The sequence below is a fragment of the Pseudoalteromonas sp. BZK2 genome (genome assembly GCF_014349195.1).
GTDB lineage: Bacteria > Pseudomonadota > Gammaproteobacteria > Enterobacterales > Alteromonadaceae > Pseudoalteromonas > Pseudoalteromonas simplex.
This window is the reverse complement of sequence record NZ_JACSOG010000031.1, coordinates 1-20,078: the sequence shown is the minus strand read 5'-3', so window position 1 is coordinate 20,078 and position 20,078 is coordinate 1. Positions and strand designations below refer to the sequence as shown.

General features: G+C 41.7%; 17 protein-coding genes and 5 tRNA genes. 17 read left to right on the top strand and 5 right to left on the bottom strand.

Translation table 11 applies throughout. The features are described 5' to 3' along the window. Nucleotides 1-54 precede the first annotated feature (54 nt). Nucleotides 55-549 (top strand): CvpA family protein, encoded by a 495-nt coding sequence (locus BIZ38_RS16815; RefSeq protein WP_036969851.1) that lies wholly within the window; start codon nt 55-57, stop codon nt 547-549. Between the two features lie 18 nt (nt 550-567). Further along, the gene (purF, locus tag BIZ38_RS16810; protein WP_054553158.1) at nt 568-2,094 is read left to right on the top strand and encodes an amidophosphoribosyltransferase; all 1,527 of its coding nucleotides are present in this window, start codon (nt 568-570) and stop codon (nt 2,092-2,094) included. Nucleotides 2,095-2,176: 82 nt separating this feature from the next. On the opposite strand, the gene BIZ38_RS16805 is transcribed toward purF, so the two are convergent. Next, nucleotides 2,177-2,776 carry a Yip1 family protein gene (locus tag BIZ38_RS16805; RefSeq protein WP_187490794.1) on the bottom strand — a complete coding sequence of 200 codons (600 nt, stop codon included), beginning with the start codon at nt 2,774-2,776 and terminating at the stop codon, nt 2,177-2,179. A gap of 230 nt (nt 2,777-3,006) precedes the next feature. On the opposite strand from BIZ38_RS16805, the gene miaE reads away from it, so the two are divergent. Beyond that, nucleotides 3,007-3,765 carry a tRNA isopentenyl-2-thiomethyl-A-37 hydroxylase MiaE gene (gene miaE, locus BIZ38_RS16800; RefSeq protein WP_138599049.1) on the top strand — a complete coding sequence of 253 codons (759 nt, stop codon included), beginning with the start codon at nt 3,007-3,009 and terminating at the stop codon, nt 3,763-3,765. A gap of 72 nt (nt 3,766-3,837) precedes the next feature. Here miaE and BIZ38_RS16795 read toward each other — a convergent pair whose 3' ends face one another. Genes BIZ38_RS16795 through BIZ38_RS16785 form a run of 3 tightly spaced genes read right to left on the bottom strand, consistent with a single transcriptional unit; the run spans nt 3,838 to nt 5,962 of the window. Then, the gene (locus tag BIZ38_RS16795) at nt 3,838-4,629 is read right to left on the bottom strand and encodes a transporter substrate-binding domain-containing protein (RefSeq protein ID WP_138619870.1); all 792 of its coding nucleotides are present in this window, start codon (nt 4,627-4,629) and stop codon (nt 3,838-3,840) included. Nucleotides 4,630-4,680: 51 nt separating this feature from the next. After that, the gene (locus tag BIZ38_RS16790; RefSeq protein WP_187490793.1) at nt 4,681-5,415 is read right to left on the bottom strand and encodes a UDP-2,3-diacylglucosamine diphosphatase; all 735 of its coding nucleotides are present in this window, start codon (nt 5,413-5,415) and stop codon (nt 4,681-4,683) included. A 55-nt stretch (nt 5,416-5,470) separates the two neighbouring features. Next, nucleotides 5,471-5,962 carry a peptidylprolyl isomerase gene (locus tag BIZ38_RS16785; RefSeq protein ID WP_054553154.1) on the bottom strand — a complete coding sequence of 164 codons (492 nt, stop codon included), beginning with the start codon at nt 5,960-5,962 and terminating at the stop codon, nt 5,471-5,473. Between the two features lie 177 nt (nt 5,963-6,139). On the opposite strand from BIZ38_RS16785, the gene cysS reads away from it, so the two are divergent. Together cysS and BIZ38_RS16775 are read left to right on the top strand one after the other, a co-directional pair. Further along, nucleotides 6,140-7,519 carry a cysteine--tRNA ligase gene (gene cysS, locus BIZ38_RS16780; RefSeq protein WP_054553153.1) on the top strand — a complete coding sequence of 460 codons (1,380 nt, stop codon included), beginning with the start codon at nt 6,140-6,142 and terminating at the stop codon, nt 7,517-7,519. Nucleotides 7,520-7,656: 137 nt separating this feature from the next. After that, nucleotides 7,657-8,541, top strand: coding sequence for a DMT family transporter (locus tag BIZ38_RS16775; RefSeq protein WP_054553152.1), 885 nt, complete (start codon nt 7,657-7,659; stop codon nt 8,539-8,541). A 50-nt stretch (nt 8,542-8,591) separates the two neighbouring features. On the opposite strand, the gene folD is transcribed toward BIZ38_RS16775, so the two are convergent. Continuing rightward, on the bottom strand, nt 8,592-9,446 hold the full coding sequence (folD, locus tag BIZ38_RS16770; RefSeq protein ID WP_054553151.1) for a bifunctional methylenetetrahydrofolate dehydrogenase/methenyltetrahydrofolate cyclohydrolase FolD: 855 nt from the start codon (nt 9,444-9,446) through the stop codon (nt 8,592-8,594). 341 nt (nt 9,447-9,787) lie between these two features. Here folD and BIZ38_RS16765 point away from each other — a divergent pair. The 12 genes from BIZ38_RS16765 to BIZ38_RS16710 all read left to right on the top strand — a co-directional run bounded on the left by BIZ38_RS16765 (nt 9,788) and on the right by BIZ38_RS16710 (nt 19,941). Then, nucleotides 9,788-9,864: transfer RNA gene (locus tag BIZ38_RS16765), tRNA-Pro, on the top strand. 50 nt (nt 9,865-9,914) lie between these two features. Next, nucleotides 9,915-9,991, top strand: a tRNA-Arg gene (locus BIZ38_RS16760). Between the two features lie 23 nt (nt 9,992-10,014). Next, nucleotides 10,015-10,090, top strand: a tRNA-His gene (locus BIZ38_RS16755). Nucleotides 10,091-10,106: 16 nt separating this feature from the next. Further along, nucleotides 10,107-10,183 (top strand) — tRNA-Pro (locus tag BIZ38_RS16750). A 123-nt stretch (nt 10,184-10,306) separates the two neighbouring features. Further along, nucleotides 10,307-10,383: transfer RNA gene (locus BIZ38_RS16745), tRNA-Pro, on the top strand. A 410-nt stretch (nt 10,384-10,793) separates the two neighbouring features. Further along, complete coding sequence (tig, locus tag BIZ38_RS16740) at nt 10,794-12,098, top strand: trigger factor (protein ID WP_054553149.1); 1,305 nt, start codon at nt 10,794-10,796, stop codon at nt 12,096-12,098. A 272-nt stretch (nt 12,099-12,370) separates the two neighbouring features. Next, nucleotides 12,371-12,988, top strand: a complete 618-nt coding sequence (clpP, locus tag BIZ38_RS16735) for an ATP-dependent Clp endopeptidase proteolytic subunit ClpP (RefSeq protein ID WP_054553148.1) — start codon at nt 12,371-12,373, stop codon at nt 12,986-12,988. 135 nt (nt 12,989-13,123) lie between these two features. Continuing rightward, the gene (gene clpX / locus BIZ38_RS16730; RefSeq protein WP_054553147.1) at nt 13,124-14,407 is read left to right on the top strand and encodes an ATP-dependent protease ATP-binding subunit ClpX; all 1,284 of its coding nucleotides are present in this window, start codon (nt 13,124-13,126) and stop codon (nt 14,405-14,407) included. Between the two features lie 143 nt (nt 14,408-14,550). After that, nucleotides 14,551-16,911 (top strand): endopeptidase La, encoded by a 2,361-nt coding sequence (gene lon / locus BIZ38_RS16725; RefSeq protein WP_054553146.1) that lies wholly within the window; start codon nt 14,551-14,553, stop codon nt 16,909-16,911. Nucleotides 16,912-17,108: 197 nt separating this feature from the next. Beyond that, the gene (locus BIZ38_RS16720; RefSeq protein ID WP_175580427.1) at nt 17,109-17,399 is read left to right on the top strand and encodes an HU family DNA-binding protein; all 291 of its coding nucleotides are present in this window, start codon (nt 17,109-17,111) and stop codon (nt 17,397-17,399) included. 158 nt (nt 17,400-17,557) lie between these two features. After that, on the top strand, nt 17,558-19,459 hold the full coding sequence (ppiD, locus tag BIZ38_RS16715; protein ID WP_054553145.1) for a peptidylprolyl isomerase: 1,902 nt from the start codon (nt 17,558-17,560) through the stop codon (nt 19,457-19,459). An 83-nt stretch (nt 19,460-19,542) separates the two neighbouring features. Beyond that, on the top strand, nt 19,543-19,941 hold the full coding sequence (locus tag BIZ38_RS16710; RefSeq protein WP_054553144.1) for a GNAT family N-acetyltransferase: 399 nt from the start codon (nt 19,543-19,545) through the stop codon (nt 19,939-19,941). Nucleotides 19,942-20,078 lie beyond the last annotated feature (137 nt).

Below are 20,078 nucleotides of genomic sequence, written 5' to 3'. Positions count from 1 at the left end.
TTTTGAGTATACCTCTTATAGAATGCGCCCCAAATTAACGACTAGTTGGTTCTTATGATCTGGGTTGATTACGCCATACTTGGCATTATTGCACTATCCACTATCATCGGCTTAATACGTGGCTTTGTAAAAGAAGCAATGTCATTAGCTGTATGGGCTGGCGCATTTATCATCTCTAGTTTGTTTTACCAATATTTAGCATCCTTCCTAACAAGTATTTCAGAACCCCTTTTAAGAAATGCAGCCGCAATAGCCATATTATTCTTTGCGACACTCCTGTTGGGTGGGTTACTAAACTATATTTTAGGTGAACTTGTACAACGTACTGGTTTATCTGGCACAGACCGTGTTTTCGGCATAGTGTTTGGTGCTCTTCGTGGCGTGTTGGTCGTAAGCGCGTTACTCTTCTTTCTTGATGCTTTTACCGGTGCACCTAATACGCATTGGTGGGGCAACTCTATTTTGATTCCAGAATTTGGCTTTGTTGTTGAGTGGTTCTTCTCGTACCTCGAAAACAACTCGAGCTTTTTAAATTCTGTAAACCGTTAATCGGCGAGGATAAATTTAATGTGTGGTATCGTTGGCATAGTCGGAACTTCTCCTGTTAATCAGGCGTTATATGACGGCTTAACTGTTTTGCAACACCGCGGTCAAGATGCAGCTGGCATCATTACCATTGAAAACAACACGTTTAGCTTACGTAAAGCCAATGGCCTTGTAAAAGATGTATTTCATACCCGTCATATGAAACGTCTGCAAGGTACAATTGGTATTGGCCATGTTCGCTACCCGACAGCTGGTTCTTCTAGCTCGTCTGAAGCGCAACCTTTCTATGTTAACTCGCCATTTGGTATCGCACTTGCGCACAATGGTAACTTAACGAACGCAGAAGCATTAAAGCAGCAATTATTTTCAGAAGCTCGCCGTCATGTTAATACAACATCTGACTCTGAAATTTTACTTAACATCGTGGCACATGAGTTAAGCAAATCTAATAAGCTAAAACTTGATGCTGAAGATATCTTCACTGCGATTACTGAAGTGAATAATAAAGTAACCGGTGGTTATGCAACGATTGCAATGATCATCGGTCACGGTATTGTTGCGTTTCGTGATCCGAACGGTATTCGCCCATTAGTATTTGGTAAGCGTGAAACTGCAAATGGTACTGAGTACATGTTTGCATCAGAAAGCGTTGCTTTAAAAACAGATGGCTTTGAGTTTGTTCGTGACGTTGCACCAGGTGAAGCAATTTACGTAACTGAAGATGGTCAACTTTTCTCACAAGCGTGTGCTGAAAAAGCAACTTACTCGCCGTGTATCTTTGAGTTTGTTTACTTTGCACGCCCAGATTCAACAATTGACCGTATGTCTGTTTATGCAACACGTGTAAACATGGGTACTAAGTTAGGTGAGAAAATCGCACGTGAATGGGCTGACAAAGACATCGACGTGGTTATTCCAATTCCAGAAACATCATGTGACGTAGCACTTGAGATTGCATCAGCCCTTAACCTGCCATACCGCCAAGGTTTTGTTAAAAACCGCTACATTGGCCGTACGTTTATCATGCCAGGTCAAGAAATGCGTAAGAAGTCAGTTCGTCAAAAACTGAATGCCATTGACCGTGAGTTCAAAGGTAAAAACGTATTACTTGTTGATGACTCTATTGTTCGTGGTACAACGTCAGCGCAAATCGTTGAAATGGCCCGAGAGTCAGGTGCGAAGAACGTTTACTTCGCGTCAGCAGCGCCAGAGATTCGTTTCCCGAACGTCTATGGTATCGACATGCCATCGGCAGCTGAGCTAATTGCTCATGGCCGTGAAGTTGAAGATATCAACGCCAGCATTGGTGCAGATGGTCTTATCTATCAATCGTTAGATGACTTAATCTCAGCAGTAAGCCAAGAAAACCCAGAAATCACCCGTTTTGAAACATCAGTATTTGATGGTCAATACATCACCGGTGATATCGACCAAGACTACTTAAACCACATTGACCGTTTACGTAATGACTCAGCGAAATCAACCCGTGAAAATGCGATGTCAGCAAGTTTAGAGTTACATAACCAAGAAGAAAACAGCGCTGATTAATCAGCCTTGATTTGATTGGTATAAAAAAGGAGCTTCACAGCTCCTTTTTTGTTTATGGAAAGAAAGGAAAATAACAATGAACTCAAGTAAACATAGGGTGGACAATTCCGTTAGTCCATAAAATAGCTGTCGCAGCTAAAATAATTACCAATAAAATCAGCCCGCACGTGACTACTGAACTGGCATAGATAAAACCTCGCTCTTCAGGAATATGCATTAAAATTGGCACTCCTGTATAGAGCAAGTAAACTGAGTAGGCCAGTGCTACAAGACCTACACACACCACAAACCATAGCTCAGGTAAGAATGCCGCAAATGAAGACATAAATACTGGCGTGGCAGTATACGCAGCAAGTTCTAGGGTTTGTGTAAAGGTGGGTTTTGCACCAAAGGTCACTGCCATCCAATGAGCTAAGTATGCAAGTGCAAACACGCCCGCAATTAGTGCAAAGTACATCGCAACCGCGATAAGTAATGCACTATCATGGGTTAGATATACCGCTTCATCTGCGCCAATACTCCAGCCCAAATAAACTGATGAATAGTAGCCCATGAGTGAAGGGATACAAGCAATTAATAAAATGTGCGATAAGCTATAGCGCAAGCTTTCGTGACGGTTATCAATTGTCTGCCATTCTTCGAGTGGGTGAGCGTATAAGCCCCATAAGTGGTTTAGAATCATAATTATTGCCCCTGTAAAAAAGGAATATGAGCTGCTTTATTTTTGTACAGCTTTGATTAAGTTATGGTTCAGTAATTAAATCTTGTCAAGAAGCTGAAATAATCGATATAGCCGATTAAATGTAACTCTTTAGTGCATATAGAAAATTACTTTGCACTGATGTGGGTCATGGAATGCGGGCTAATTTATGTGATAAAATCGAATTAAGATTTTTGATGAGAAGTTATTCAGTGCCTTATTCTGATTTATTAGCGCCCATTCATTCTTTTTTAAAGTGCGAAACGCCTGATGAGTGGATTGCTGCGGCAACCAAAAAAGAAAACTTAGATGTGGTTTTAATTGATCACCTAATTTGTGAATTAAAAGCAGCTCAGTCTGCGATGTTTTTAATTCGTAAGTATGCAGTTGATAAAGAAAGTAGTGATGCGTTGCTTGAGTGGTTAAAACCCTTTGAAACGCTTGTTTATAAGCGTGAAGGTGATTGGCGAGAGCTTGCAGATAAAAACAAGCTGACTAAATCAATGATCCCAAAATCGAATTCACCTTACGGGCAAGACCTTATCGATAAAATGGTGATGCTTATAAAAGAAGAGCTTCATCACTTTTATCAAGTGCTTGAGATCATGGATGAATACGGCATTGAATATAAAAGCATTACCCCATGTCGTTATGCCAAAGGAATGCTGCGCCATGTAAAAACTTACGAGCCTGATGCTTTGGTAGATAAATTAATTATCGGTGCTTACATCGAAGCCCGCTCATGCGAGCGTTTTGCTAAATTAGCCCCGCATGTTGATAAGCGCTTAGGTGACTTTTATATTTCACTACTGCGCTCTGAAGCGCGTCATTACCAAGACTATTTATCTCTTGCACAAGAAATCAGTGAGTTTGATATCACGGAGCGTGTTGAATTTTTTGGTCTGCTTGAAGCTGAGCTTATATCAACTCCTGACGAAGACTTTAAATTTCATAGTGGTGTGCCAGCTTAGGTAAGCTTTTTTGAGTACCTATGTATCACAAGTAAGCTCAGTTCCTTAAAATTTGAATTCTTATTACCGCAACTAGCGCAGGTTTCTGCTTAATAATTGAGTTAATTGACGAGTTTGCTCGTCAGTAAACTCATAGCTTTGGAGAATCTCTTCTAGTTCACCTGAAGCCACAATCGCTTTTAGACCTAAATGTAAGCTACGTTGAAATTGCTTTGCTTGGGGATGATGTTTGTCGCTGATCACGTGTAAATTTTGCGTAGCTAAAGTCGGGGTAATATATTCAACTTCTACTTGCTTTGCTTGTTGTAACCGCTCGCTGTTGCTGAGCCAATACAAAGCGACCTCTTTTGTGCCTGCAACTAAATCAACGCGGCCATGTTTTAGTAGTAATAAGCTATCAATTAAGCTATCAGTGGTTGTTACAGTAAGCTCTGGGTGTTGTTCAAACTCTGGGCTAACTGCATAGTCTTCTCCTTTACTAATCGTATAGGGTTTTAGTGAATATAGTGAGCCAGTAAAAGTTATCTCGCTGCCTGCGCGTTTAAAAAGTACTGTGTGAGCTGTCGCAAGAGGTTGTGAATAAATAAAGCTTCGCGTTCTTAACTCAGTATAATAAGCTCCGAGTACTGCCACACGTCTATGTCGTTTTGCCAGTTTTAATGCTCGAGCCCATTGAGTATATTCGATAGAGGCTTTTTGATTTTGTGTTTTCAGTGCTGCGATGATCACTTCATGAAGCCAGCCAGGCTTGTGTTGTTCACCAATAAAATAGGGGGGGAATGGTTCAGTGACCAATTGCCAAGTTTGGCAGTGGACTGAAAAGCTGAACAGTAAACAGCAACAGAAAAGGCTTAATCGGTTCATAAACAGAGAAGGTATTTAACATTACTGTTTACAGCATAGTTAAAAATACGCTTATTTAAAGGGCGTATGGACTAGTTTTTGTTTTTCAGGAGTAGCTCTTAAGTATGAACCTTGTTCATACCAGTCACCCAGTACAGTGCGGGTTAGTGTTTTACCATTTTGATTATAGTGATGCACATTAGGGCGGTGGGTATGACCGTGGATCATATTAGCAACCTGATGCTTTTCAAACATGGCTAAAACCGCATCTTCTGTCACATCTAAAATCTCTAATGCTTTGCCAGCTTGGCTTTGTTTTGATTTTTCGCGGGCGTTGCGGGCAATTTTTTTACGATACCAAAGCGGCATAGCAAGCATTAATTTTGGCCACCACCAACCACGGCTTTTTTTACGAAACTTTTGATATTCAATATCTTGAGTGCACATTTCATCACCGTGCAAGATAACGGTTGGAGTACCGTATAAATCAATAACAACTTGCTCAGGCAATAACGTCATACTCGCGCTTTTTGCATAGTCTTCTCGCATAATGAAATCGCGATTACCATGGATAAAAAACACCTCAGTACCACTTTCACTGACTTGGCTTAAACGTGCGGCAACACTCTTTGAAAGGTCAGTTTGATAGTCATCACCGACCCATACTTCAAAAAAATCACCCAAAATATACAGCGCATCAACGTCATCATTAATAATCTTGTTATCAAGAAAATCAAAAAATGCCGCAGTGATGTCTGGGCGGTTTTCTGTTAAGTGGAGATCGGCAATAAAATAACTTTGTTTCATGGTTACTCGCAAAAAAGCGGGCAACAGGCCCGCTCAAAAAGACTAAACGATTAAATTAGCTAACCGTTACTTTTTCGATGATGACATCTTCAAGAGGTACGTCTTGGTGGAAGCCAGCGCTGCCAGTAGCAACACCTTTGATTTTGTTTACCACGTCCATACCTTCAACAACTTCTGCGAACACGCAGTAGCCCCAGCCTTGTGATGTTTCACTGCTGAAGTTTAAGAAGTCATTGTCGTTAACGTTAATGAAGAACTGCGCAGTTGCTGAGTGTGGATCCGGCGTACGTGCCATTGCTAATGTGCCCACTTTATTTGCAAGGCCGTTGTTTGCTTCATTTTCGATAGGGTTGTTTACTTCTTTTTGAACCATACCCGGCTCAAAACCACCGCCTTGTACCATAAAACCATCGATTACACGGTGGAAGATAGTACCGTTGTAAAAGCCAGCGCTGGCATACTCTAAGAAGTTTTTAACTGTGTTTGGTGCATCGCTTTCGTGCATCTTGATAGTGATGTCACCAAAGTTTGTGTGTAGTACAACCATGAGGTTTCCTATATCAGGTTTAATAATGGGGCTATTTTATAGTAGTTGTGTTTGATTAACAAAGAGCTTGTTTAAAACGATTAACAAACTGCTTATTCAATTGATAAAGCGCTAGAGCAGCGGCTTTGCAAGTGTTACCATAGAGAATCTCGAAACACCGTTAAGGACATTTTATAAATGGTACAAATTTACAACACACTTACGCGACAAAAAGAGCAGTTTAAACCCCTTGTTGATGGCAAAATCGACATGTACGTGTGTGGTATCACCATTTATGATTACTGTCACATTGGTCACGCTCGTACTTTCGTTGGTTTTGACGTGATTGTGCGTTACCTACGCCACATCGGTTACGATTTAAAATACGTTCGTAACATCACTGATGTTGACGACAAAATCATTAAACGTGCTAACGAAAATGGTGAGTCAATTAATGATTTAACGACTCGTATGACCAAAGCCATGCATGAAGATTTCGACAGCTTAAATATGCTGCGTCCAGATGTTGAGCCTACAGTAACAAACCATATGGATGAAATCATCGCGATGGTTGAGCGTCTAATTGCCAAAGGCCATGCGTATGTTGCTGCAGATGGTGATGTATTGTTTGACGTATCAACCTTTGAGCAATACGGTGCTTTATCACAACAAGACCTAACCATGCTACAGGCTGGTTCACGTGTTGAAGTTGCACAAGATAAGCAAGATCCACTTGATTTCGTGCTTTGGAAAAAAGCCAAGCCAGAAGAGCCGTCATGGTCTTCACCATGGGGTGAGGGTCGTCCTGGTTGGCATATCGAATGTTCAGCAATGAGCTCTAAGCACTTAGGCGAACATTTTGATATTCACGGTGGTGGTTCAGATTTACAGTTCCCGCACCATGAAAACGAAATTGCTCAGTCATGCTGTGCAAATAACGGCAAGTACGTGAATACGTGGATCCACACAGGGATGGTACAGGTTAATAAAGAGAAGATGTCTAAGTCATTAAACAACTTCTTTACCGTACGTGACGTATTAAAAGAGTACGATGCTGAATCAGTTCGTTATTTCTTAATATCAGGTCATTACCGTAGCCAGCTTAACTATTCGCAAGAAAACCTTGAGCAAGCACGTTCGTCACTTGAACGTATCTACACTGCACTGCGCGGGGTAACGCCAATCGAATGCGATTTAGCTAGCAATGAATATGTGGCTAAATTCAGAAAAGCGATGGATGATGACTTCAACACACCAGAAGCACTACCCGTGTTATTTGAACTAGCAAAAGAGCTAAACCGTGTTAAAGACAGCGATGCAGAGCAAGCTGGTAAGCTCGCTTATGTACTACGCAGTGTTGCAGAGGTATTAGGGGTAGCACAACAAGATCCAGAAGCCTTTTTACAAGGTGGCCAAGCTGATGATGAAGTAGCACACATCGAAGCGTTAATAGCAAAACGTAATGAAGCCCGCGCAAACAAAGATTGGGCGGCAGCTGATGAAGCCCGCGATGCATTGAATGCACTTGGTGTGGTACTCGAAGATTCTGCTGGTAAAACAACGTGGCGTAAAGCCTAAGTATCCATCGAAAGATAACTCATTAAAAAAGGTTGCCAACGAGGCAACCTTTTTTGTTTTTAACTCGATACAGCTATTGACCTCAACTTTACTTGAGGTTTTACCTTGTCATCTCTTCGTATTAACAAGGACAGACATTGAATATTTTATTTGCCATGATCCCCGCCTTTTTATGGGGCACCACCTATGCCGTGACCAAATATGCCACACCTGATTGGCCGCCACTTTTATTAGGCGCATTGCGTGCACTACCTGCAGGGTTGTTACTTTTATTACTTAAACCTAGTTTGCCAACCCGTTCGCAGTGGCCAAGTTTGTTAACGCTAGGTGCTGTGAATATCGCGTTGTTTTTTGCCTTTATTTTTATCATGGCAGTAAACCTTCCTGCAGCTATAGCTGGGGTAGGGATGGTGTCTGTGCCGGTTGTGGCTTTGATATATGCTTGGCTTACTAAAGGACAGCGCCCTGCAAAAATTCAAGCATTCTGTGCTATGGCGCTGGTGGTATTGGCATGGTTGTTGTTTGACCCAGCACACGTGTCATTAAATGTATTGGGAGTGGCTGCTTTATTTGGGGCCTTACTGACTATTGTGATTGGTAGCACCTTGGTACAGAGTTTGTCGGTGCATATTCATTGGTGGGTTGTGCTTACCTGGCAGTTAATCATTGGCGGCACTATTTTATTATTGGCTGCGTTTATTGATGGCAGTTTACTTCACCCAGAACAATACCAAGTGGTATTTGAGCCTATCTCAGCGCTGCAATATTCGGCATTATTTTGGTTAATCGTGCCCAATACTGCCATCGCTTATATTCTGTATGTTTGGTTATTAGGACGCATGACTGTAGCTGAGTTTTCATTCGGAACGATAGCTAACCCAATTGCGGGAATCGTATGCGCTGTTCTACTCATAAACGAACAATATCAAGACTGGCAATACCTATTGATGTTTATGATGATTGTGTTTTCAGTGCTCCCCCAGATGTTAAAGCTCAGACTGTTCAAACTACAAAAAACTTAAAATCAAAAAAGGCTGCCAATTGGCAGCCTTTTGCAATAATTTAGCTCTTCTTAGCTGTGGTACTTTTCACACGCTTCAAGGGTGTTTTCGATTAAGCTTGCCACAGTCATTGGACCAACACCACCTGGTACTGGTGTAATGAAATGTGCTTTTTGTTCAGCGATATCGTATTCAACATCACCAACAAGCTTGCCAGATTCAAGGCGGTTAATACCTACATCGATTACGATAGCACCTTCTTTAACCCAATCACCCGGAATAAACTCAGGTTTACCCACCGCTACAACTAATAAATCGGCGCGGCGAACATGCGTTTCTAAATCTTGAGTAAACTTATGACACACCGTTGTTGTACAGCCTGCAAGTAAAAGCTCAAGTGACATAGGACGACCAACAATGTTTGATGCACCAACAACAACTGCGTGCATACCTTTGTAGCGAACACCTGTTGAGTCAAGTAGGGTGATAATCCCTTTTGGCGTACAAGGGCGAAGTGCCGGCATACGCTGAGCTAAACGACCAATGTTATAAGGGTGGAAACCATCAACATCTTTATGTGGTGTGATGCGTTCAAGAATTTTTTCAGCATCAAGACCTTGTGGTAAAGGTAACTGTACTAAGATACCGTCTACTTCTTTGTCTTCGTTTAGTTGATCTATTAATGCAAGTAAGTCTTGCTCAGTTGTGTCGCCAGGTAAATCGTAAGACTTAGATACAAAGCCGACTTCTTCACATGCTTTACGTTTAGAACCAACATACACTTGGCTAGCTGGATCTTGACCAACTAACACAACTGCTAGTCCTGGAGCGCGTAATCCATTCGCTACACGCTCTGCAACTCGCTCTGCTACATTGCTGCGTACTTGTTTAGCTATTGCCTTACCATCGATGATGTTTGCCGTCATGGGTGACCTTTAATTGGGGTTAGTTAACTTGATACTGATACATCTAAATATGATTATCCAATAAAGGGGGCGTGGATACACAAATCATGTTTGTTTGATCATATTTATTTATGCTGCGTATTTTCGCAGAAAAGCATCATAGCGCCAAGATGCAATCTTATATAAAGCGCTACTTTATAAAAAAGAGTTCAAATTTTAGCTTATATTTGCAATATTTAACCATTATGAACTAAAAGTGACCGATTGAATTATTTTCTTAAAAAAATGTTTGACCTGACTCGGTCAAATCACTATTATGCACCCCGTTGTTAACGAGGTCACTCGCAAACAACAGTAAGCATCGGCGATTAGCGCAGTTTGGTAGCGCACTTGGTTTGGGTCCAAGGGGTCGCAGGTTCAAATCCTGCATCGCCGACCACTTCTTCTTTAAGAAGCGGCGCTTACAGGCAAACTTATGAAGTTTTCGATGCGCCCGTAGCTCAGCTGGATAGAGCAACGCCCTTCTAAGGCGTTGGTCGAAGGTTCGAATCCTTCCGGGTGCGCCATTTGAAAATATGTAAATGCCGTGGTGATTGTAGCTCAGTTGGTAGAGCCCCGGATTGTGATTCCGGTTGTCGTGGGTTCGAGCCCCATCAGTCACCCCAATTTACTCTAAGATATCGGCGATTAGCGCAGTTTGGTAGCGCACTTGGTTTGGGTCCAAGGGGTCGCAGGTTCAAATCCTGCATCGCCGACCACTTTTAGAAAGTTCAAGGTCAAAGAACGATTGGTTTGGGTATATCCAATTCAGTCGAAGGTGTAAATTTTGCATCGCCGACCACTTATTAAGTGGTATTTATTTTCAAAACTTCTCTCAGTATCGGCGATTAGCGCAGTTTGGTAGCGCACTTGGTTTGGGTCCAAGGGGTCGCAGGTTCAAATCCTGCATCGCCGACCACTTTTAAAGAATTATGGTCAAAGAACGATTGGTTTGGGTATATCCAATTCAGTCTCAGGTTCAAATCCTGCATCGCCGAACACTTCTAAATTTCTAAATACATCCTTTAATTCAGCTTAATTCTCCTTTGTTAATTTATTGCGTTCGTTTTTTACGCACTTAAACGCTGATTGCTGCTATATAAGCCAAATAATTGCCCCCCAGACTCGACTATCATAAATATTAGGTTATAATGCCGCGTCTATTGTTTAACATAGTGCCCATAGGGGCAAAGCAGCAATGGTATCTCATGGTTACAATGCGCCGTTTTAAGTTGAAATTTTCAGCGTTAAAACTTGCTATCACTCATGGAGATCACCTTGTTTGTAAGGAAGGCGAACAGTCGCCAAAATTGAAGATTGAGGTAAATCATGCAAGTTTCTGTTGAGACGACTCAAGGCCTTGAGCGCCGTCTGACCATCACCGTTCCTGCAGAGAACGTTGAGACTGAAGTAAAAAAACGCTTACAACAACTGTCTAAAACCCAGCGTATCGATGGTTTCCGTCCTGGTAAAGTACCAGCGTCTATCATCAACAAGCGTTACGGTGCTGCAGTACGTCAAGAAGTTGCTGGCGAATTAATGCAACGCAACTACATCGAAGCAATCGTTTCTGAAAAAATTAACCCAGCTGGTTCACCTACTTTCGCTCCTAAAGCGTTAGAAGCTGGTAAAGATTTAGAGTTCGATGCAACTTTCGAAGTTTACCCAGAAGTTGAAATCCAAGGTTTAGATAAAATCGCTGTTGAAAAGCCAGCTGTATCTGTAACTGACGAAGACCTAGCTAACATGCTAGAAACTCTACGTAAGCAACACGCTTCTTGGGCTGAAGTTGACGCAGCTGCTGGCGAGAACGATCGTGTAACTATCGACTTCGTTGGTTCTATCGAAGGCGAAGAGTTCGAAGGCGGTAAAGCTGAAGACTTCCCACTAGAACTTGGTCAAGGTCGTATGATCCCAGGTTTCGAAGACAACATCGTTGGCAAAAAAGCGGGCGAAGAAGTTGTTGCTGAAGTAACTTTCCCTGAAGAGTACCACGCTGAAAACCTTAAAGGTAAAGCAGCTACTTTCGCAATCACTGTTAAGAAAGTTGAAACTCAAGAGCTTCCTGAGCTTAACGACGAGTTCGCAACTAAATTCGGTGTAGCTGAAGGCGGTGTTGACGCTCTTAAAGAAGAAGTTAAAAAGAACATGACACGTGAGCTTGACCAAGCAGTTAAAGCTAACGTTAAAGATCAAGCTATCAAAGGTCTTTTAGCTAACAACGAAATCGAAGTGCCAAAAGCGCTAGTAGATCAAGAAATTGATGCACTACGTCAGCAAGCTGCACAACGTTTCGGTGGCGACGCTAAAAACATGCCTGAGCTTCCAGCTGAATTATTCCACGAGCAAGCTGTAACTCGCGTTAAGACTGGCCTATTACTAGGTGAAGTAATTAAAGCGAACGAGCTTAAAGTTGACGACGCTAAAGTTGAAGAGTTAATCGCAACTGTAGCTTCTGCATACGAAGATCCAACTGAAGTAGTAGAGTACTACAAAGCAAACGATCAGCTTATGCAGCAAATGCGCAACGTAGCGATGGAAGAGCAAGCAGTTGAAGCTATCCTAGCTAAAGCAAACGTGACTGACGTTGAAAAAGCATTCGACGACATCATGAATCCACAGCAAGGTGCTTAATAAGTCATTGACTTAAGCTCTCGCTAGCGATTAAATGGCTCGTGTTACCCTGTATTTATACAGCGTACTCGGGCCATTTTAGTTTGTGGTATCAGTTTCAAAAAACCAACAATACTGATGTTATTTCAGAACTTTTTTCGACGAGGATTGAATTTGTTCTGATAAGTTCCTATATAGTTATAAAGATTGAATAGACAGCTTAATTTACATTAGTATAAATGTGCTTTCCTTATAGTAAGGATGAGTCGCAGCGGATAAGGAATTAAATAAGAATGAATAGCGGTATGATAGACCCTCTAAACGCACTAGTCCCTATGGTTGTCGAACAAACAGCTAAAGGTGAGCGCTCATATGATATTTACTCACGTCTTTTAAAAGAGCGCATTATTTTCTTAACTGGCCAAGTAGAAGATAACATGGCTAATTTGATTCTTGCGCAAATGCTGTTTTTAGAATCAGAAAACCCAGAAAAAGATATTTATCTTTATATCAATTCGCCAGGCGGTTCTGTGACTGCGGGTATGGCAATTTACGATACAATGAATTTTATCAAGCCTGATGTAAGCACAATTTGTGTTGGCCAAGCGGCAAGCATGGGTGCATTTTTGCTATCAGGTGGTGCTAAAGGTAAGCGTTTTTGTTTACCTAACTCACGTGTAATGATCCACCAACCATTAGGTGGTTTCCAAGGTCAGGCATCTGACTTTGAAATTCATGCCCGTGAAATCTTATCAATTAAAGATAAGCTAAACCGTTTAATGGCTGAACATACTGGCCAGCCACTCGATGTGGTTTCTCGTGATACCGATCGCGACAACTTCATGAGCGCAAGCGAAGCGGTTGAATACGGCCTAGTTGATTCAGTATTTTCAAGCCGCGAATCGAAGTAATCTGAATAGCTAATAATAACGTATTGTTAGCTATCACCCTTTACTATGCGAAAACTAATATTCTTTGATATAGTTAAACATAGTGAATTAGCAGTGGCCTAGTGCTACTGCCAACGTAATAAATGAGGTAGCTGAATGTCTGACACTCCTACAGACGGCGACAAAAGTAATAAATTGTTATACTGCTCTTTCTGCGGCAAAAGCCAGCACGAAGTTCGCAAACTAATTGCTGGTCCTTCAGTATATATTTGCGATGAATGTGTTGAGCTGTGTAACGATATTATCAGGGAAGAAATCAAAGACATTGCGCCGAAGCATAATGCGTCTGATAAACTGCCTGTGCCGAAAGAAATTCGTAATCACTTAGATGATTACGTGATTGGCCAAGACCACGCGAAAAAAGTGCTGTCGGTTGCGGTATACAATCACTATAAACGTTTACGCAATCAAACAATCAATGCGGATATTGAGCTTGGTAAGAGTAATATTCTACTAATCGGTCCTACAGGTAGTGGTAAAACATTACTTGCTGAAACCATGGCTCGTTTACTTGATGTACCATTCACGATGGCCGATGCAACGACACTAACTGAAGCAGGTTATGTAGGTGAAGACGTTGAAAACATCATTCAAAAGCTACTGCAAAAATGTGATTACGACGTAGAAAAAGCACAACGTGGTATTGTTTACATCGATGAAATCGACAAGATTTCTCGTAAATCTGACAATCCATCGATCACCCGTGACGTATCGGGCGAAGGTGTACAACAAGCCTTACTTAAGCTAATTGAAGGGACGGTTGCATCTGTGCCACCACAAGGCGGCCGTAAGCATCCACAGCAAGAATTCTTGCAAGTTGATACATCTAAGATCCTATTTATCTGTGGCGGTGCGTTTGCTGGCCTAGATAAAGTGATTGAACAACGCAGCCATAAAAATACCGGTATTGGTTTTGGTGCTGAAGTTAAGCAATCATCAGGTAGCCGTAGCTTAAGTGAAACATTTAAAGATGTTGAACCAGAAGATTTAGTGAAATACGGTTTAATCCCTGAGTTCATCGGTCGTCTTCCGGTTGTTGCGACACTTACAGAGCTAGATGAAGCAGCGCTTATTCAAATTCTTAGCGAACCAAAAAATGCATTAACTAAACAGTTCTCTGCATTGTTTGCGATGGAAGATGTTGAGCTTGAGTTCCGCGAAGATGCACTTAGCGCAATTGCTCATAAAGCAATGGAGCGTAAGACTGGTGCTCGTGGCTTACGTTCAATCGTTGAAGGCGTATTACTTGATACTATGTATGAATTACCTTCGATGGATGATGTTAGCAAAGTGGTTATTGATGAAACCGTTATTAAAGGTGAGTCAGACCCAATTTTGATTTACCAAAGCGGTAACCAAGACAAAGCTGCATCAGAATAAAGCTGTAATAGTTTAAAAGTTAAGCAGTTGAACACGAAAAAGGAGCCAAAGGCTCCTTTTTTTATAAATATGTTGAACTTTCCCTTACATATCCCCATATACTTGAGTAATCTTTAAAATAAATGAAGTGCGAAGAGAATATAATGACGCTTGAGAGAACAGATCGAGTCGAAATCCCCGTGTTGGCACTGCGCGATGTAGTGGTTTATCCACACATGGTGATCCCGCTATTTGTTGGTCGTGAAAAATCAATAAAATGCCTAGAAGCGGCGATGGACAAGGACAAACAAATTTTCCTAGTGGCGCAAAAAGACGCCTCTGTTGATGATCCGCAGCAAGATGATATCTACCGTGTTGGCACCATTGCCACAGTACTTCAGTTATTAAAGTTACCTGATGGCACCGTTAAAGTGCTTGTTGAAGGCACACAACGTGCAAGCGTTGAAACGTTTTTAGATAACGATGATTTCTTTGTGGCTGAAGCACAGTTCATCGAATCAAGCCATATCGACGAGCAAGAACAAGATATCTTTATTCGCAGCGCAATTAGCCAATTTGAAGGCTATGTAAAGCTTAATAAGAAGATCCCACCTGAAGTACTTACTTCTGTGTCTGGCATTGATGAAGCTGCGCGTCTTGCTGATACCATGGCAGCACACATGCCGCTTAAGGTACCTGAAAAGCAAAAAGTGCTTGAGATTGCCGATGTGACTGAGCGTCTTGAATACTTAATGGCGCTGATGGAAGGCGAGATTGACTTACTGCAAGTTGAGAAAAAAATCCGTACTCGCGTGAAAAAGCAGATGGAAAAGTCGCAGCGTGAGTATTATCTCAACGAGCAAATGAAAGCGATTCAAAAAGAGCTTGGCGAACTTGATGATGTACCCGATGAATTCGAAGCAATTAAAAAACGCATCGAAGAGTCTGGTATGCCTAAAGAAGCGCAAGAGAAAGCAAACGCTGAGTTATCTAAATTAAAAATGATGTCGCCGATGTCGGCGGAAGCAACCGTCGTGCGCTCGTATATTGATACGCTAATCAATGTACCTTGGAAAAAACGCTCTAAGGTGAAAAAAGACTTAGCTGGCGCACAAAAGATTTTAGATAGTGATCATTACGGCTTAGATAAAGTTAAAGAGCGTATTATTGAGTATCTAGCGGTGCAACAACGCACTAATAAGCTTAAAGGCCCAATTTTATGTTTAGTCGGTCCTCCTGGTGTAGGTAAGACTTCACTTGGTCAGTCAATCGCACGCTCTACAGGTCGTAAATATGTGCGTATGGCATTAGGTGGCGTTCGTGATGAAGCGGAAATCCGCGGTCACCGTCGTACTTATATTGGTTCTATGCCTGGTAAGTTAATCCAGAATATGACTAAAGTTGGTGTAAAGAACCCATTATTCTTATTAGATGAAATCGATAAGATGTCATCAGATATGCGTGGCGACCCTGCATCAGCATTACTTGAAGTACTTGATCCTGAGCAAAACAGCCATTTTGCTGATCACTACTTAGAAGTTGATTACGACCTATCTGACGTGATGTTTGTGGCAACATCAAATAGCTTTAATATCCCAGGTCCGTTATTAGACCGTATGGAAGTTATTCGCCTTTCGGGTTACACCGAAGACGAGAAGCTAAACATTGCTAAACAGCACTTGATTCCAAAACAAGTTAAGCGCAATGGTTTAAAAGAGCATGAAGTTGAAATTGCTGACAGCGCAATTATTGGCATTATCCGCTACTACACACGTGAAGCGGGCGTTCGTAACTTAGAGCGTGAAGTGTCAAAACTATGCCGTAAAGCAGTTAAAAACATCCTGCTTGATAAAGACACTAAAAAGGTCCTTATCGACGATAACAACCTTGAAGAGTTCTTAGGCGTACAACGCTTTGATTATGGTAAAGCTGAAGACGGTGACCGTATTGGCCAAGTAACGGGTCTTGCGTGGACTGAAGTAGGTGGTGATTTACTGACTATTGAATCAGCAGCTGTACCAGGTAAAGGCAAGCTAACTTACACAGGTTCGCTTGGTGATGTAATGCAAGAGTCAATTCAGGCTGCGATGACGGTTGTTCGTAATCGTGCTGAAAAACTTCGCATTAATAGCGACTTCTATGAGAAACGTGACATTCATGTTCACGTGCCAGAAGGTGCAACACCAAAAGATGGCCCAAGTGCTGGTATTGCCATGGTAACTGGTTTGGTATCGAGCTTAACGGGTAATCCAGTGCGCTCAGATGTAGCAATGACAGGTGAAATCACATTACGTGGTGAAGTATTACCAATTGGTGGCTTAAAAGAAAAGCTACTGGCAGCGCATCGTGGTGGAATTAAAACCGTAATTATTCCAAAAATTAACGAACGTGACTTAAAAGAGATCCCAGACAACGTATTAGAGGGCCTTGAAATTCACCCAGTTACATGGATTGATGACGTTTTAAAACTGGCTTTGAAGCACCCAGTAGAGAGTTTTTCTGTCGAAACTGAAAAAAACCAGTAAAAAACCGCAAAAAAGTGCATTTAGGGGCTTTTCAAATACAAAGGGTATGATAAGTTAAGCACTAGTTTTCAAGCCTAGGCCTTATGTGGCCTAGGGTTGAGAAAAATATAATAAACTGAGCATAAACTTAATTTGCTCATAAATTTTCAAAACAGTGATGTTATTTTTTATAAAAACAATCGCTCTTGATAATAACAATGAAAGAGGATGATATTGTGAATAAATCTCAATTAATCGATCAAATCGCAGCTGACGCTGACATTTCTAAAGCGGCTGCAGGTCGTGCACTAGATTCATTCATCGAGGCTGTTTCAGGCGCTCTTAAAGATGGCGATTCAGTAGCGCTAGTTGGCTTTGGTACTTTCTCTGTACGTGAGCGTGCAGCGCGTTCAGGTCGTAACCCGCAAACTGGTGAGACTATCCAGATTGCTGCAGCAAACATTCCTTCTTTCAAAGCAGGTAAAGCGCTGAAAGACGCAGTAAACTAATCATTAAAGATTAGTTGGTGAGAGATACCTAATCACACTTAAATTGAATTTAGGTAACTTATCACCAGTTACTTCAAGTGAAAAAGCGTATCTGGTAAGATACGCTTTTTTTACATGAGCAGGGTTAATTTGTACCTGATCAGAATAGAGATAGATAAATGCTTGAGAAAATCAGAGAAGGTTCGCAGGGACCTGCAGCCAAAATTATATTAGGCGCGGTGATTTTATCTTTTGCTTTAGCTGGGATCGGTGGTTATTTAGGACAAACCACAGAGCAACCCGTTGCAGAAGTAAATGGAGTTAAAATTAGCCAAACCGAATTCAGCCGTGCATACCAAAACGAACGTAACCGTTTAGAACAACAATTTGGTGAATACTTTGCACAAATCGCTGCTGATCCAAATTACATGGCACAAATTCGCCAAGGCGTAATCGACCGTTTAGTACAACAAGAATTGCAAACTCAACTAGCGGCAGAATTAGGTCTTCGTGTAAGCGACGAAAGTGTTCGTAAAGCAATTTTAGAAATGCCTTACTTCCAAGTAGGCGGCCAGTTTAGCAACGACCGCTACTTACAAGTTATTCGTCAAATGAATTTCCAACCAGATGCTTTCCGTGAATATTTACGTGAAGACATGACACGCAGCCAATTAGTGGGTGCAGTAGCTGGTACTGATTTCATCTTAGAAAATGAATTAAACAACAGCGTTGCTCTACAACAGCAAACGCGCAGTATTGATTACTTAGTTGTTGCTAAAGAATCATTACAAGCTGGTATCGAAGTAACAGAGCAAGAAATTGCTGATTACTATGAGTTGAATCAACCGCAATTCTTAGCACCAGAGCAAGTGTCTGTAAGCTACATTGACTTAAATGCAGCGAGCTTAACGCTTGATTCAAGTGTTTCAGAAGAAGATATCAAAGCTTACTATGATCAAAACAGTGCCCAATATGTTGAGCCTGAAAAACGTCGTGTATCGCACATCTTAATTGATAACAGCGAAGACGATGATGCAGCAAAAGCGAAAGCTGAAGAGCTACTAACGCAGTTACAAAACGGTGCTGATTTTGCTGAGCTAGCTGAGTCATCTTCTGATGATGTAGTGAGTGCAGAAATGGGCGGTGATCTAGACTGGATTGAACGTGACATGATGGACCCTGCGTTTGAAGATGCAACTTATGCTCTTGAAAACAAAGGCGACATTTCTGACGTTGTAGAATCAGAGTTTGGTTATCACATCATCAAACTTACTGATATTCAAACACAGCAAGTTAAACCATATGCTGACGTAAAAGATGAGCTTCGCGCTGAACTTGAGCGTACTAAGAAAATTAATGCGTTCTATGAAAAGCAAACTCAAATGGGTGAGCTTGCGTTCGAAATTTCAGATACTTTAATTGATGCAGCAGAAGCAGCAGGCGTTGAAGTGCAGAAAACAGAACTTGTGACTCGCAATGCATTACCTGAGCCGCTAAACAACCCACAAGTTGTTACTGCTATTTTCTCACCTGAAGTGTTAGAAGATCGCATGAACTCAGAAGTAATTGAAGTAGGTGATGAACATGCTGTTGTTGTTCGTGTAAACGATCACAAAGCTGCGACTACGAAAGCACTAGCAGATGTGTCTGAGCAAATTAAAGCGACGTTAGTTTCACAAAAAGCATCTGAGCTTGCTAAAGAAAAAGCACGCACACTTTACGCTGAGATCGAAGCTGGTAAGAGCCTAAACGAAGTTGCACAAGCTGAAGGCCTAACAGTACGCCAAGAAGCTGCACTTGCTCGTCAAGCTTACACAGTGTCACCAGCTATTGTTCAACAAGCTTTCAAAATGGCTCACCCACAAGGTGCACCAGAGGTTGAAGTTGTTGACCTAAACAATGGCGATGCGGCAATTGTTGCGCTAAAAGCAGTTAATCCAGCGACTGAAGTTGAGATTAATGAGCAACAAAAGCAAAACATCACGATGGCTCAAGTGAATAAAAACTACATGGTATTTATTGCAGCACTAAAAGCACAAGCTGAAGTGCAAGTACCAAAAGCGACTCAAGCTGCTGAATAATTAGCAAACTGAGTTAAATAAAAGGCGCCTACTGGCGCCTTTTTTGTTAACGTTAAAGGTAATGCAAGTTATAAGGAGCTTTTATGGAGTACAGTCTAATAGAGCAGCTACCAAGCGCAGAAGAATACTGTGATATGCGCCTTAAAGCTGGCTTATCAGCACGTTCATTAGCGGCTGCAAAGGCGGGGTTACCAAACTCTCTTTATGCTATTTGTATTCGTAAAAACGATGAGTTGATTGGCATGGGCCGCGTTATTGGTGATGGCGGCTGTAATTTTGAAGTGGTTGATATTGCTGTATCACCTGAATATCAAGGGCAAGGGTTAGGGCGTGTCATTATGGAACATGTTGACCGCTACATCGAATCTGCCGCTTATGAAGGTAGTTACGTCACTATGGTCGCTGACAAACCTGGCTTTTACGAAAAGCTTGGCTACAAGTTTGTCGCACCACAAAGCCAAGGGATGTATAAAAAGTTTTGATAAGAGTAAAGCTGCAAGGGGAGTGATCGAATCACTCAGTAGGAGATGTATGGACTCCTCCCCCAAATAGGGTGAGTACGGTATAAAGAGATTGGACAATTACTTTTACCAATAAGGAATCCATACATGTCAAAATT

What these genes read in the sequence shown, in the direction of transcription:
- purF (WP_054553158.1), top strand. Translation starts at nt 568, where the DNA reads ATGTGTGGTATCGTTGGCATAGTCGGAACTTCTCCTGTTAATCAGGCG.
- BIZ38_RS16790 (WP_187490793.1), bottom strand. Translation starts at nt 5,415, where the DNA reads ATGAAACAAAGTTATTTTATTGCCGATCTCCACTTAACAGAAAACCGC.
- lon (WP_054553146.1), top strand. Translation starts at nt 14,551, where the DNA reads ATGACGCTTGAGAGAACAGATCGAGTCGAAATCCCCGTGTTGGCACTG.
- cysS (WP_054553153.1), top strand. Translation starts at nt 6,140, where the DNA reads ATGGTACAAATTTACAACACACTTACGCGACAAAAAGAGCAGTTTAAA.
- BIZ38_RS16805 (WP_187490794.1), bottom strand. Translation starts at nt 2,776, where the DNA reads ATGATTCTAAACCACTTATGGGGCTTATACGCTCACCCACTCGAAGAA.
- BIZ38_RS16710 (WP_054553144.1), top strand. Translation starts at nt 19,543, where the DNA reads ATGGAGTACAGTCTAATAGAGCAGCTACCAAGCGCAGAAGAATACTGT.
- BIZ38_RS16795 (WP_138619870.1), bottom strand. Translation starts at nt 4,629, where the DNA reads ATGAACCGATTAAGCCTTTTCTGTTGCTGTTTACTGTTCAGCTTTTCA.
- folD (WP_054553151.1), bottom strand. Translation starts at nt 9,446, where the DNA reads ATGACGGCAAACATCATCGATGGTAAGGCAATAGCTAAACAAGTACGC.
- BIZ38_RS16815 (WP_036969851.1), top strand. Translation starts at nt 55, where the DNA reads ATGATCTGGGTTGATTACGCCATACTTGGCATTATTGCACTATCCACT.
- BIZ38_RS16720 (WP_175580427.1), top strand. Translation starts at nt 17,109, where the DNA reads ATGAAAGAGGATGATATTGTGAATAAATCTCAATTAATCGATCAAATC.
- BIZ38_RS16785 (WP_054553154.1), bottom strand. Translation starts at nt 5,962, where the DNA reads ATGGTTGTACTACACACAAACTTTGGTGACATCACTATCAAGATGCAC.
- tig (WP_054553149.1), top strand. Translation starts at nt 10,794, where the DNA reads ATGCAAGTTTCTGTTGAGACGACTCAAGGCCTTGAGCGCCGTCTGACC.
- clpX (WP_054553147.1), top strand. Translation starts at nt 13,124, where the DNA reads ATGTCTGACACTCCTACAGACGGCGACAAAAGTAATAAATTGTTATAC.
- clpP (WP_054553148.1), top strand. Translation starts at nt 12,371, where the DNA reads ATGAATAGCGGTATGATAGACCCTCTAAACGCACTAGTCCCTATGGTT.
- ppiD (WP_054553145.1), top strand. Translation starts at nt 17,558, where the DNA reads ATGCTTGAGAAAATCAGAGAAGGTTCGCAGGGACCTGCAGCCAAAATT.